The sequence below is a fragment of the Streptomyces violaceusniger Tu 4113 genome (genome assembly GCF_000147815.2).
GTDB lineage: Bacteria > Actinomycetota > Actinomycetes > Streptomycetales > Streptomycetaceae > Streptomyces > Streptomyces violaceusniger_A.
Window position 1 is genome coordinate 9,916,252 of record NC_015957.1, and the last position, 12,191, is coordinate 9,928,442.

Genomic DNA, 12,191 nt, shown 5'->3' on the forward strand with positions numbered 1-12,191 from the left:
CACGCGGGCAGTCTGGGGGCCTAGTCGACGAATCGCACCTCCGGGTAGCGGGCCGACGGCCCGTCCAGCAGCCCCCCGTCATCGCGGTGGCGCAGCTCGCGGTCGAAGAACGCCGGGACATACGCGCGCTGGACGGCCACCGCCCGCTCCGGGGCGACCGTGCCGATCGCGTCGGTCACCAGCTTCTCCGGCAGGCCGAGCCGCGCGGCGATCCGCGGCAGCATCGACGTGGCGTCGGTGTAGGTCGCATGGGCCGAACCGAGCAGCGTCAGATCGAGGCGCGGGCCGGTGCCGTGCTCCCACAGCGCACCCCACGACGGCACGGTGTGGTGGTCGTTTCCGTCCTTGCCCATGGTCAGCACGGGACGGTCCACCCCGTCCGCGGCGACCGTGGAGAGGGGGCCGGGATCCTGGTCCTCCTCGACATACGCCAGCACCCCGTCCAGATTCGCGGCCGCCGCGATCCTCCGGTCGTCGTGCATCGCCTGAAGGGCCGCGAAGCCGCCGGCCGACTGCCCGAACGCGCCGATGGCGGACCGGTCGAGCGGCATCGGGGCGAGCGCCTCCAGCCGGTCGAGGACGAAGCGGAGATCCGCCACCCGCACGGCACAGGTCTTCCGCAGCAGTTCGACGACCGTGCCCTCCTGTTTGGCCCGTACGTACTCCTCCGGCAGCCTGCTGGTCTCGACCCGGCCATCCGGGAACTCGACCGCCGACCCGTCGTAGGTGTGGTCGACACAGATCACGACATAGCCGCGCGAGGCCAGCTCATCGGTGAGCGTGGTGCCCAGCGAGCGGGGGTCGCCGACGCCGGGCGAGTAGAGCACCACCGGACGCGCGGCCCCCCGGCGCGCCCGCGCGGGCGGGGCCCCCTGGTGCGCGAAGGTGCGCGTCGCCGCCCAGTCGACGCGGCCCTGCGGCACGCCCCCGAAGTTGTTCAGCCGGTCGAAACCGGCCGCCTCGCCCGGCAGCAGTTGCGCGGCGCGCGGATACCGCTCGACGTCCCGGGCCGGATAGCGAACGCTGACCATCAGTTCGCGCGACGGCCGGGAGGCGACCCAGGGATCGGGCCGGTCCTGATCGACGAGGCGGTGGGAGACGGTGCCCACGGGGTACGGCCCGGTGGGCGCGGGCAGCGTCAGCCGCACCCGCCGCGCGGCCGGGGCGGCGACCGCCTTCGGCTGCGCCATCCCCACGCCTACGGCGGCGAGGGCGGTGGCGGCGAGCAGTGCCCGGCGGCGGGGGCCGGAGTCGGAAGTACGTGTGGTCATGCCGAAGAGCGTGCCGCTCTTGGCCCTACGCCACCATCAGGCCGCCCACCGTCTCCAGGGTGGGGTTGACCCCAGCGCCCGTACACCACACTGCACCGCACCGTATGCCATAGTGGACCGCATGACGAACGACGCCGCAGGCTGGCTGGACTCCGCCGCCATCGACCCCGCCGTGCACGCCCTGCGCCCCGACTACCGGGCGCTGCTCATCACCGCCGAGGGGCTGCGTCCCGGGCCGAGCGACGAGCTGAGCGAGCGGCTGCTGGCCGACGCCGAGCAGACGGCGCGGGAGCGGTTCGGGGACGGCCCGGTGGAAGAGCATCCGCACCTGGCCGCCTGGCGCGAGGCGTTCCGCGCCTTCGGGGCGAAGCCCCAGCGCACCCGGCCCAGCGCGGAGGCACTGCTGCGGCGGGCACCCGCCGGGCTGCCCCGGGTGGACCGGCTGACCGACATCTACAACGCGATCTCGGTCGCGCATGTGATCCCCCTGGGCGGCGAGGACCTCGACCACTACGTGGGCGCGGCCCGGCTCGTCCGCGCCGAGGGCGACGAGACCTTCGAGACGACGGCCGGGGGCGAGCCGGTGGCGGAGCACCCGGCGCCCGGCGAGGTCGTGTGGCGGGACGAGGCGGGCGTCACCTGCCGCCGCTGGAACTGGCGCCAATGCACCCGCACCCGGCTCACCCATGCCACTACCCGGGCGATGTTCGTCCTGGACGCGCTGGGCCCGATGGACGACACGGCGCTGAAGGCCGCCGGTGACCAGCTCATGGAGGCCCTGACGGACGCCAGCCCGGGGCTGACGCTCGCCTCCCGGCTGGTGGGCGCGGCGTAGCGAGCCCGCTGAGGCGGCGGGTCCGGCGGACCTTTCCCCTACCCGCCCCTCCCCGCAACCAAGGGCTCCGCCCCTGGACCCCGGAGGCTGGGGCAGAGCCCCGGACACCCCCAGCCCACTGGCACACCAGCACGACGGGACCCGGGCACTGGACCAGCCTGACCCGGGGGCTGGGGCGGACCCCCAGTTTCGGCAGGCGGCGGCGAGACGAGCACCCTGCCCGCCCATGCCCGCTGCCAACGGACTCCGCCCCCGGACCCCGGAGGCCGGGGCGAAGCCCCGGACACCCCCAGCCCGCTGGCACGCCAGCACGACGGGACCCGGGCACTGGACCAGCCTGACCCGGGGGCTGAGGCGAAGCCCCACCACGCGGCGGAGCCGCATATCGATGCTGTGGCAAAGGGAACAGCCTGCCGCGGGCTAGAACAGCGACTGCTGGCCCGGGGTCGGCGGCTCGTCCTCTCCGAAGAGCTTCGGCGGGGTGGTGAGCAGCGGCGCGATCCGCCGCGAACCGGGACACGAGATCAGCTCAAGCGCGGAGCGCCGCCCCGGTGGGTCATGGCGGGCGAAGCGCCCGCCGACGACCGCGATCTCACGGGTGCAGACCGGGCAGGCGCGGCGGGGTGACGACGACATGGGTCCAGTGTCACCCAACCCCCTGACAACCCGCCCCGGACCGGCCCCAGCCCGGCCCCAGCCCGACTCCGGCCGCCTCAGAACGCGTCCACCGGCTTGTACGTCCCCCACACCTCCCGCAACGCGTCGCACACCTCGCCAAGCGTGGCTCGCGCCGCGAGCGCGTCCTTCATCGGGTACAGCACATTGGCCGTTCCCGGCTCGCTCTCTGCGGCCTTCCGCAGGGACGACAGCGCCGCGCTCACCGCCGACCGGTCGCGTTCGGCGCGCAGCCGGGCGAGCCGGTCGCGCTGCCGGGCCTCGATCTCCGGGTCCACCCGCAGCGGCTCGTACGGCGCCTCCTCCTCCAGTTGGAAGCGGTTGACGCCGACCACCACCCGTTCACCCGCGTCCGTCTCCTGGGCGATCCGGTAGGCGCTGCGCTCGATCTCCTCCTTCTGGAAGTTCCGCTCGATGGCGGCCACCGCACCGCCCATGTCCTCGACCCGCCGCATCAGATCGACGGCCGCCTCCTCCACCGCGTCGGTCAGCGACTCGACGGCGTAGGAGCCCGCGAAGGGGTCCACGGTCGCCGTCACATCGGTCTCGTACGCCAGCACCTGCTGGGTGCGCAGTGCCAGCCGGGCGGAGTTGCCGGTCGGGAGTGCGATGGCCTCGTCGAAGGCGTTGGTGTGCAGCGACTGGGTGCCGCCGAGCACGGCGGCCAGGCCCTGGACGGCGACGCGTACGAGATTCACCTCGGGCTGCTGGGCGGTGAGTTGGACCCCCGCGGTCTGGGTGTGGAAGCGCAGCATCTGGGACTTCGGATCGCGGGCGCCGAACTCCTCCCGCATCACCCGCGCCCAGATCCGGCGCGCGGCGCGGAACTTGGCGACCTCCTCCAGCAGCGTGGTGCGGGAGACGAAGAAGAAGGAGAGCCGGGGTGCGAAGTCGTCGATGTCCATCCCCGCCGCGACGGCCGTACGGACGTACTCGATGCCGTCGGCGAGGGTGAAGGCGATTTCCTGCGCGGGCGAGGCCCCGGCCTCCGCCATGTGGTAGCCGGAGATCGAGATGGTGTTCCACTTGGGCAGCTCGGCCTTGCAGTACTTGAAGATGTCCGCGACCAGCCGCAGCGAGGGCCCGGGCGGAAAGATGTAGGTGCCGCGGGCGATGTACTCCTTGAGGATGTCGTTCTGGATGGTGCCGGTCAGCCGGCTCCCGGCCACACCCTGCTCCTCGGCCACGAGTTGGTACAGGAGCAGCAGCAGGGCCGCGGGCGCGTTGATGGTCATGGAGGTCGAGACCCGGTCCAGCGGGATGGCGCCCAGCAGCACCCGCATGTCCTCGACCGAGTCGATGGCCACGCCCACCTTGCCGACCTCGCCGTGCGCGAGCGGTGCGTCGGAGTCGTAGCCCATCTGGGTCGGCAGGTCGAAGGCCACCGACAGGCCGGTGGTGCCGTGCTCGATCAACTGCCGGTAGCGCGCGTTGGACTCGGCGGCGGTGCCGAACCCCGCGTACTGCCGCATCGTCCAGGGGCGGCCGGTGTACATCGTCGGATAGACCCCGCGAGTGAAGGGGTACTCCCCCGGCTCGCCCAGCCGCCCGGCCGGGTCCCAGCCGCTGAGCGCGCCGGGCCCGTACACCGGCTCGACGGGGAATCCCGACTCCGACTCGCGCGCCATGGGTCCACGCCTCCTGGTGGCTGATACCGGGCGTTCTCCCGGTACGGGGCCTTGCTCACAGCATGCGTCGATGTTCGCCTCCTGGCAGCTTCGGGAAGCATTCAGAGCAAAAAGATCAGGGAGTGGGGGGTTCAGATGCACCGGACAGCGGTGGTCGGCACAGCGCTGGCCACGGCCACGGCGGCGGCACTGGTCGCGGGGTGCCGGGCGGGGGAAGCGACCGTGGACGGCCGGGGGCAGGAGAGACCGCAGGCCCGGGCCAGTACGAGCACACCCGCGCGGGAGACGCCCCGGCCGCATCGCACGTTCACGCACAAGGCCAAGCCCAAGCCCAAGCGGGTCGTGGTGCCGCCGCCGCGCACCACGACGCCCGTCACCCCGCGGCGCACCGCGCCGAGGGTGGCCCCGCCCGTGATCGCCGTCGGCACCAGCGGGGACCGGGTGCGCGAGCTCCAGGCCCGGCTGCGCGCGCTCGGCCTCTTCAACCGCAACCCGACGGGCTACTACGGCACGATCACGCAGGCGTCGGTCAGCGCGTACCAGCGGGGCCACGGCCTGTCGGTCACCGGCTCGGTGAGCCGGCGCACCTGGACCTCACTGCGCTCGGCGACCAAGACGCCCACGCGCGACCAGCTCCATCCGCCGACCACCCTTCCGCTGGCCAAGCCGGATCCGCGGTGCCTGACCGGCCGGGTGCTGTGCATCAGCAAGACCAGCCGCACCCTGGCCTGGATGGTCAACGGGCGGGTGGTGTCGGCGATGGACGTGCGCTTCGGCTCGGAGTACACCCCGACCCGGGAGGGGCTGTTCCAGGTCAACTTCAAGAGCCGGGACCATGTGTCGACGATCTATCACACCCCGATGCCGTACGCGATGTTCTTCAGCGGCGGCCAGGCGGTGCACTACTCGTCGGACTTCGCCGCCCGCGGCTACAGCGGCGCCTCGCACGGCTGCGTGAACGTTCGCGACAAGAAGAAGATCGCTGCGCTCTTCGGCAAGGTCAAGGCAGGCGACAAGGTCGTGGTTTACAAGTAAGGCCGCAACCATCAATTGAGCAACCCCGACGGCGAGGACCCGGTCCGCGAGAGCGGCGCCGGTTCAGGCGCAAAAAAAGAGGGCGGCGCGGGCAGAGCCGGGGGAACGTGCTCTGCCCGCGCCGAATGCGCGGAGCCGTCGGTACGGGGGGAACCTCGGCTCCTGCGCGGCCGATGACCAGTCGGCCCATTTCTTTCAGCGTCACCGCTGAAAAAAACGTCACACCTGGGTGCCGGAGCCTCAGTCGGCACCCGTTTCCGTGGCCGTCACCGGGTCGGTTGACGCCGTGGAGTCACTTGCGGGCGTCGGTGTCGTGGTGGCGGTCGGCGTGCCGGTGGTGTCGCCCGGCGGAGGCGGGGGCTGGGGGACCGTGGTGTCGTCCCCGCCATCTTTTCCCGAATCGCCACCGGAGTCGCCGCCGCCGCCCGTACCACCGCTGTCACCGGAGCCGGAGCCGGACCCGTCGGAGCCGCCGTTGCCGTCCCCGCCATTCCCGCCGTTGTCCCCGTTGCCGCCGTTGCCGCCGTTGTCCGAACCGGTGTCGGTGCCGTTGTCGCCGCCGCCGTTGTCCGTGCTGTCGCCGCTGCGCGGGGTGCCCGTGCTGTCGTCGGCGAGGATCTGGGTGCAGTAGCCGTGGATGGCGGAGGCGCTGCCGGCCGCGTTCGTCAGCTTCTTCAGCGACTTCTTGTCGAGGTCCGCGCCGCCCAACTCCGCGGCCAGGTAACGGGGGCAGATGCGGAGGGCCCATCCCGGGGTGCCGTGCTTCCCCTTCGACGAGGGGTCCTTCTTCCCGTCCTTGCCCTTGTCCTCGTCCGCCGGATCGGAGGGAACGGTTCCGCCCTGGGCGCCGTTCGAACCCACATCGCTGGCATCGTTGTCGCTTGAACCACTGGGACCGGGCGCCGTCGTACCGCCGTCCTCGGAGATCTCCGGGTGGGCGGATTCGCCGCCGGGTCCGGCGTCCGACATGCTCACCGAGGGGCCCGGAGTGTGGTGGGTCGTCCCGAACGGGGTCGGCAGCACACCCGCCGCGGCCGCGACCGCGAAACCGCTCAGCGCACAGCCGGCCACCATCGCGATCATGCCCGCCCGCAGCGGGCGGCGCAGCCACGGCTGTCTCTCTCTGAACTGCCGGATCCGGTGCGCCCGCCGGGCCACACCCGGCTCGACGACGACTTCCGCTGCGGCCTCGACCTCGACACGGGCCGCCCGGAAGGCGGCCATGGCCGCTTCCTCGCCCGGCAGCGCGGACGCGTCGGAGGGGGCCGCCGGGCGGCCCGCTCCGGCGACGGCGCTGAGCACTGCCGCCAACCGCTCCGCTTCGGCATATGACTCGTCGCCCCGGCCGTCGGGAGCCCCGGGCTGCCCCCCGACCGGTTCGCCGCGAAGCAACCGCTCCGCGGCACTGTCATCCAGCCAGCTATAGCGGTGGTCTTCGGCCATCACATGTCCTTCTGCGTTGGCGCGCGTGAATCCGTCACACCAGCAGACTTCGACGCACCCGGCTTGGTTGCTCCGCCGCCGTGTGACTCGCGTTGCCCCGGGATCCCGTCGAGCACCGCCGGATCGCTCCCCGCCGCCGGGCCGATCAAGTCGGCGAGCCGCCGCAGACCCCGGTGGGCGGCCGTGCGCACCGCCCCCGGCCGCTTGCCCAGCACCGCGGCCGCGCTCTTGGCGTCGAGGCCGAGGACCACCCGGAGCACCACCGCCTCGGCCTGGTCCTGCGGTAGCTGGGCGATCAGCCCGAGCGCCCGGCCGGTGCCGAGGGCCTCCATCGCCTCACCGGCCGTGTCCGCGTCGGACGCGCGGAACTCCAGCTCCGACTCGTCGCCGCCGATGGCCGGGCGGCGGCCGCGCATCCGTATGTGGTCCAGCGCGCGATTGCGGGCTATCCGGGCCGCCCAGCCCCGGAAACGGTCGGCGTCTCCGCTGAAGCGTTGCAGGTCACGGGCGATCTGCAGCCATGCCTCGGAGGTGATGTCCTCCGCGTCTCCGTCACCGACCAGCGTGCGCACATAGCCGAGGAGGCGAGGGTGCACGGACCGGTAGACGGTCCGGAAGGCGGTCTCGTCCCCTTCCTGCGCCGCGAGTACCGCGGCGGTCAGTTCCGCGTCGTCCGCCTGCACAGTCTCTTCCTGCCCCACTCGGAGAATCCGTGGTCCAGTCGATTCCGGCGTACCGGGGGCTAGCCCTGCCCGTAGGGCGGGTACTGCTGACCGGGCTGGCCGGGTGGCGGTGTCGGCGGCATCTGGGGGGCACCGTACGAGCCTGGCCCGGGGGCCGGGGCGCCGTACGAGCCTGGCCCGGGGGCCGGGGCGCCGTACGGGCCGGGTCCGGGCGCCGGGGCGCCGTACGAGCCGGGTCCGGGCGCCGGGGCACCGTACGAGCCGGGTCCGGGCGCCGGGGCGCCGTACGGGTTCGGCGCCGGCATGCCGTACGGAGCCGGGCCGCCAAGCTGCGGACCCAGCGAGGCGCGCTGCTCCTGCATCGCGGTGATCTGCCGGACCAGCAGCAGCGCGAGGACCGCCGCGGCCATGAAGATCACGATCGCGAACATGTCGAAGGCCAGGATGGAGTGCAGGCTCTCGATGTCGCTCTTCGCCTCAGAGCGGGTGGGGGCGTAGTCGTCGGCCTCCACCTTGCCCCGCAGCAGGTTGTACCGGATGCCGCCGATGGCGTTGGTGAGCAGTGCGACGATCCAGGTGACCCACCAGCCGTTGAGCAGACCGCGGCTGACGGCGTCCGGCCCCTGAGGGGAGCTGGCGCGCCAGATGTCGTTGGCGATCTGCTTGGGGAACCAGAAGTTGACGACGGGGGTGAACCACGAACCGGCCGCCCAGCCGCTGCTGAAGCGGTGCTGGCCAGGCGCGAAGACCTCGGCGTTCAGCCGCAGCCGCCGGAACCAGATCGCCCAGACCACGGCGATCGCGACGGTGAGCAGCGAGTAGATGACCTGCGCCGTGGTGAAGAGGTCATCGGCGTCGTTGAGGTCCCTCTCGGTGATGGAGACGGACTTGCCCTCCACCGCGTCCAGCATGTCCCCGATCACGCTGTACTGGCCGGAGCGCCCCACGAAGAGGAAGACGAGCGCCGGCAGCGCCACGCCGAACAGCGCGACGAGCGTGGTGGAAAGCCCGCGCCGCAGATCGACCCCGCCGGTCGGCATGCCCATGGGCGGGGCAGCCGGGTAGCCGCCGGGCGTCGGCGGCATCTGCGCCATCTGCGGCGGGACGGACGGCTGCTGCGGCGCGGAGGGCTGCTGGAGCTGCTGCTGGTACGTCCCGCATGCGGCACAGCGCCCGTCGGGGCCGACGGCGACAGCGCGGCAGTTCCCACACGGATACATGGTCTTTTGAGTCCCCCTGGGAACGTGGCCCGGCCCGGGCCACGCGAGAAAATAAAGCCTCCGACCGCGCCCAGAGCGCGGACCTGCACGTTACGGGCATCCGACCGGCCAAGTCCAGAGCGGAACGGACCCGGGACACGGGGTGAAGTCCCCGGTTTCGCGCAAGGGGAGGTGTGACGCAATCGAGGCGTGCGACGCTGTAAGGGGTGCGAGCCTTACTCAGGCTCTCCCTGATCGACGGTCGGGGCCTCTCCTGTGGGGGGTGGCGGCCCCGACCGTCCTTCTTTTCTCCTTCTTTTCTCCCTCTTCTCTCCAGCTCTTCTCTCCCGCTCAGGTCCCCGCTCTCAGACCCCGAGCCGCTCGGCGAGCCGGGTGAAGTCGGACCAGCTCAGCGGCGGCTTCCCGGGGTCCCACACCCGCTGGGCCAGCGCCGCGAGGGGCAGCCGGATGCCCTGGGCCACCTGCGCGGGGGTCTGGGCATCGGGCCGGTCACCCCAGATGGCGAAACGGGCACCGAGGATCCGGTTCGGTCCGGTCAGGGCCTTGTCGGCGACGGGCGTGGAGCCGCGCAGTACCGCGGGGGACCAACTCTCGTAAATGCGTTCCCCGGTCGGGTAGGTAAAGCCGCCGGGCTCGCCGAGGACGTAGTAAAGGTACGAGTCGTTGAGGTTGACCACCTTGCGGCCCTCCTTCAGATACTCCAGCGGCTGCCGTGCCGTCTCCTTCAGCCGCCCCGTCCAGTACTCGACCTCGATGTTCTTGTCGGGCTTGACGACGCCGCCGGCGAAGAAGCCGTCGTTCCACGCCTTGGGCTGCTTGCCGAGCTGCCGGGCGAGCCGGGCCCGGTCGTTCAGCCAGCCGGTGACCAGGTCCTGCACCCGGGCGTTGGGGCCGTACTTCGCCTTCGCGGCGGCCACCAGCTTCGGGAACGACGCCTGGGGATCCTTGACTGTCAGCGCGAGGTACTCATCGGCGCCCAGATGCCACCAGCGGCCGGGGAAGAGCACGGCGTACTCGCGCATGAGCTGATCGACGATGCGGGCCGCGGCCGGATTGGAGATGTCCACGGACCCCTGGAACGTGGTGCCGCCCGCGTTGCGCAGTTGGAGCTGCGGATGGGCCCTGATGACGGCGCCGAGGTGGCCCGGCGAGTCGATCTCGGGGATGACGGTGATGTGCAGCCGCTGCCCGAGCGCGACGATCTCCCGGACCTGGGCCTTGGTGAGGTGCTGGGCCGAGACGATCTCGGGGTGGCTGGTGCTCTGGATGCGGAAGCCCTGGTCGTCCGAGAAGTGCAGGGCCAGTTGGTTGAGTTTGAGGTCGGCCATCTCGCGCATCCGGGCCTCGATCCACCCGGCCGAGAAGAACTTGCGCGCGATGTCCAGGTTGAGGCCGCGCTGGGCGCGGTCGGGCCGGTCGTGGATCACGCCTTCGGGGAGGCGGCCGCCGGAGCGCAGGGCCTGTTTCACGGTGCGGGTGCCGTAGAAGACGCCCGCGTCGGCCGGGCCGGTGATCCGGGCGCGGCCGCCGCCGACCGTCAGCGTGTACGCCTCGCCGCCACCGCTCTGCCCCGGGGCGAGGGCGAGGGAGAGATCACCGGTGCGGGGGGTGCCGGAGGCGGTGCGGAGCCCCAGCTCCGCGGCGATCGTGCGGGCCTCGTCGGCGAGCGGGCCGTTGAGGTCGGCCACCACCCGGCTGCCGCTGCCGGGCCGCCAGCCCGGGCCCGTGGCCGGGGCGAAGTCGCGGACGGAGGGGATGGTGCGCGGCGGGGCGGAGGCCGCCGTGCCGTGTGGCGGGGTGGTCGAGGGGGACCGCGCCGAGGTGGCGGTCGTGGCGTGCGAGGAGCGCGCCGGCGAGGAGCGGGTGCCGGCCTGGCCCTGGCCGCCGCCCGTCTGCTGACAGCCGAGGGCCGCCAGGACGAGGATGGCGACGGCACCCGCGATCAGACCGCGGACGCAGGACGCCTTGGTGGCTCTGAGCGGCAATCCCATAGCGGTATACCTCCTTAGGCCCTCCCCGCAGCGGGCATTCGGCCGCCTTTGGGCCGAAAAACACCCTGCGCCCCGAATGCCGTCCACCGCATGCAGTAAAACCTCCCCCTTCGGGTGATATCGCGTTCCCCCCGGCACACCCACCTCCCCGCATCGTTAGCGTGTACTGCTCATACGCCCAGCCCTGTCTCCCGCGCCTCTCCCGGGTGTCCGTTTCTCCCGGGTGTCCTTTCTCCTGGGCGTCCGCTCCCATGCGTGTCCCCTGCGTGCCGGAGGAGTCCACCGCGTGTCCGAGGAGTCCACGCTGTCCAGGTCCAGGCCCATGTCCAGGTCCATGTCCGGGTCCCGCGCCGCGGCCTCCCGCCTCGACCGGCTCAACACCGCCACAGCCGACGCGGCCGAGGCCGCGCTGCTCGCCTGTTGCGGCAGCCGCCGCTGGGCGCGGCTGATCGCGGCCCACCGCCCGTACCCCGATCTGGAGGCGCTGCTGGCCGCCGGGGACGAGGCCAGCTATGACCTCACCCCGGCCGATCTGGACGAGGCGCTCGCGGACGAGTCGGTCGTCGGCCATGAGCTGCCGCCCGCGGAGAGCCTGGGGTCGCTCGCCGCCCACACCGCGCTCCAGGCCGCCCACGATGCGTACGAGCGTCGATTCGGTCACGTTTTCGTCATCTGTCTGGATGGTCTGCGGCGCGAGGAGCGGCTCGACCGGCTGCTGACCGGGATCCGGAACCGGCTGGGCAACGAGCGGGAGCGGGAGCGCGACAACACCGCGGAGGAGCTGCGGCGCATCGCCCGCGGCAGGCTCGTCCGGCTGGCCGCGAACACCTCCCGTTCGCCGGACGTGCCCGGGTTCCGTATCGCATGATCGCCCGTTCGTGCTTGATGGATCACACCTGAGCCCCCCGGACGAACCTGCCGACAGCACGTCGGTACGATGGCCAGGGCCGGTGGACCGTACCCGGCCGGGCCCGACCGACCGTGAAGCCGGCAGGCCCCAAATCCGCTTCCGGAGGGTTTTTCCGTGCCGGCTGGAACGCTGTATCGCGGCCGGGAAGGTATGTGGTCCTGGGTGGCTCATCGAGTCACCGGCGTCCTCATCTTTTTCTTCCTGTTCGTACATGTGCTGGACACCTCGCTGGTCCGCGTCTCGCCCGAGGCGTACGACAACGTGGTTGCCACCTACAAGAATCCCGTCGTGAACCTGATGGAGTACGGCCTCGTGGCCGCCATCCTGTTTCACGCCCTCAACGGCCTTCGCGTCATCGCCGTCGACTTCTGGTCCAAGGGAGCGAGGTACCAGCGCCAGATGCTCTGGGGCGTCGTCGGTATCTGGGTCGTGCTGATGGCGGGCGCCTTCTACCCGATCCTCCAGCACACGCTGCGCGAACTGTTCGGGAGCTGACGCAC

General features: G+C 72.0%; 11 protein-coding genes. 4 read left to right on the forward strand and 7 right to left on the reverse strand.

The genetic code is table 11. The annotated features are described in order from the left end of the window. Positions 1-20 precede the first annotated feature (20 nt). Positions 21-1,271, reverse strand: coding sequence for an alpha/beta hydrolase family protein (locus STRVI_RS40545; RefSeq protein ID WP_014061369.1), 1,251 nt, complete (start codon positions 1,269-1,271; stop codon positions 21-23). Positions 1,272-1,392: 121 nt separating this feature from the next. On the opposite strand from STRVI_RS40545, the gene STRVI_RS40550 reads away from it, so the two are divergent. Further along, complete coding sequence (locus tag STRVI_RS40550; protein WP_014061370.1) at positions 1,393-2,106, forward strand: B3/B4 domain-containing protein; 714 nt, start codon at positions 1,393-1,395, stop codon at positions 2,104-2,106. Between the two features lie 420 nt (positions 2,107-2,526). On the opposite strand, the gene STRVI_RS40555 is transcribed toward STRVI_RS40550, so the two are convergent. Together STRVI_RS40555 and STRVI_RS40560 are read right to left on the reverse strand one after the other, a co-directional pair. Beyond that, positions 2,527-2,742 carry a hypothetical protein gene (locus tag STRVI_RS40555; RefSeq protein WP_043237345.1) on the reverse strand — a complete coding sequence of 72 codons (216 nt, stop codon included), beginning with the start codon at positions 2,740-2,742 and terminating at the stop codon, positions 2,527-2,529. A 77-nt stretch (positions 2,743-2,819) separates the two neighbouring features. Continuing rightward, entirely contained in the window at positions 2,820-4,409 is a 1,590-nt protein-coding gene (locus tag STRVI_RS40560; RefSeq protein WP_014061372.1) for an acyl-CoA mutase large subunit family protein, read from the reverse strand. 135 nt (positions 4,410-4,544) lie between these two features. Between STRVI_RS40560 and STRVI_RS40565 the strand changes: the two genes are divergently transcribed. Next, positions 4,545-5,444, forward strand: coding sequence for a L,D-transpeptidase family protein (locus STRVI_RS40565; RefSeq protein ID WP_014061373.1), 900 nt, complete (start codon positions 4,545-4,547; stop codon positions 5,442-5,444). A 240-nt stretch (positions 5,445-5,684) separates the two neighbouring features. Here STRVI_RS40565 and STRVI_RS53860 read toward each other — a convergent pair whose 3' ends face one another. The 4 genes from STRVI_RS53860 to STRVI_RS40585 all read right to left on the reverse strand — a co-directional run bounded on the left by STRVI_RS53860 (position 5,685) and on the right by STRVI_RS40585 (position 10,781). Next, complete coding sequence (locus STRVI_RS53860) at positions 5,685-6,887, reverse strand: hypothetical protein (protein ID WP_014061374.1); 1,203 nt, start codon at positions 6,885-6,887, stop codon at positions 5,685-5,687. Further along, complete coding sequence (locus tag STRVI_RS40575; protein WP_014061375.1) at positions 6,887-7,570, reverse strand: RNA polymerase sigma factor; 684 nt, start codon at positions 7,568-7,570, stop codon at positions 6,887-6,889. The genes STRVI_RS53860 and STRVI_RS40575 overlap by 1 nt, the downstream gene beginning before the upstream one ends. A 59-nt stretch (positions 7,571-7,629) precedes the next feature. Next, positions 7,630-8,790 carry a DUF4328 domain-containing protein gene (locus STRVI_RS40580; protein ID WP_014061376.1) on the reverse strand — a complete coding sequence of 387 codons (1,161 nt, stop codon included), beginning with the start codon at positions 8,788-8,790 and terminating at the stop codon, positions 7,630-7,632. 344 nt (positions 8,791-9,134) lie between these two features. Then, entirely contained in the window at positions 9,135-10,781 is a 1,647-nt protein-coding gene (locus STRVI_RS40585) for a beta-N-acetylhexosaminidase (protein ID WP_014061377.1), read from the reverse strand. A 322-nt stretch (positions 10,782-11,103) separates the two neighbouring features. On the opposite strand from STRVI_RS40585, the gene STRVI_RS40590 reads away from it, so the two are divergent. Together STRVI_RS40590 and sdhC are read left to right on the forward strand one after the other, a co-directional pair. Beyond that, complete coding sequence (locus tag STRVI_RS40590) at positions 11,104-11,649, forward strand: 2-oxo-4-hydroxy-4-carboxy-5-ureidoimidazoline decarboxylase (protein ID WP_050993852.1); 546 nt, start codon at positions 11,104-11,106, stop codon at positions 11,647-11,649. A 156-nt stretch (positions 11,650-11,805) separates the two neighbouring features. Beyond that, positions 11,806-12,186 carry a succinate dehydrogenase, cytochrome b556 subunit gene (gene sdhC, locus STRVI_RS40595; protein ID WP_014061379.1) on the forward strand — a complete coding sequence of 127 codons (381 nt, stop codon included), beginning with the start codon at positions 11,806-11,808 and terminating at the stop codon, positions 12,184-12,186. Positions 12,187-12,191: the final 5 nt, after the last annotated feature.

Excerpts from the sequence above, each read along its gene's own strand:
- STRVI_RS40545 (WP_014061369.1), bottom strand. The coding sequence starts at position 1,271 with ATGACCACACGTACTTCCGACTCCGGCCCCCGCCGCCGGGCACTGCTC.
- STRVI_RS40550 (WP_014061370.1), top strand. The coding sequence starts at position 1,393 with ATGACGAACGACGCCGCAGGCTGGCTGGACTCCGCCGCCATCGACCCC.
- STRVI_RS40555 (WP_043237345.1), bottom strand. The coding sequence starts at position 2,742 with ATGTCGTCGTCACCCCGCCGCGCCTGCCCGGTCTGCACCCGTGAGATC.
- STRVI_RS40560 (WP_014061372.1), bottom strand. The coding sequence starts at position 4,409 with ATGGCGCGCGAGTCGGAGTCGGGATTCCCCGTCGAGCCGGTGTACGGG.
- STRVI_RS40565 (WP_014061373.1), top strand. The coding sequence starts at position 4,545 with ATGCACCGGACAGCGGTGGTCGGCACAGCGCTGGCCACGGCCACGGCG.
- STRVI_RS53860 (WP_014061374.1), bottom strand. The coding sequence starts at position 6,887 with ATGGCCGAAGACCACCGCTATAGCTGGCTGGATGACAGTGCCGCGGAG.
- STRVI_RS40580 (WP_014061376.1), bottom strand. The coding sequence starts at position 8,790 with ATGTATCCGTGTGGGAACTGCCGCGCTGTCGCCGTCGGCCCCGACGGG.
- STRVI_RS40585 (WP_014061377.1), bottom strand. The coding sequence starts at position 10,781 with ATGGGATTGCCGCTCAGAGCCACCAAGGCGTCCTGCGTCCGCGGTCTG.
- STRVI_RS40590 (WP_050993852.1), top strand. The coding sequence starts at position 11,104 with ATGTCCAGGTCCATGTCCGGGTCCCGCGCCGCGGCCTCCCGCCTCGAC.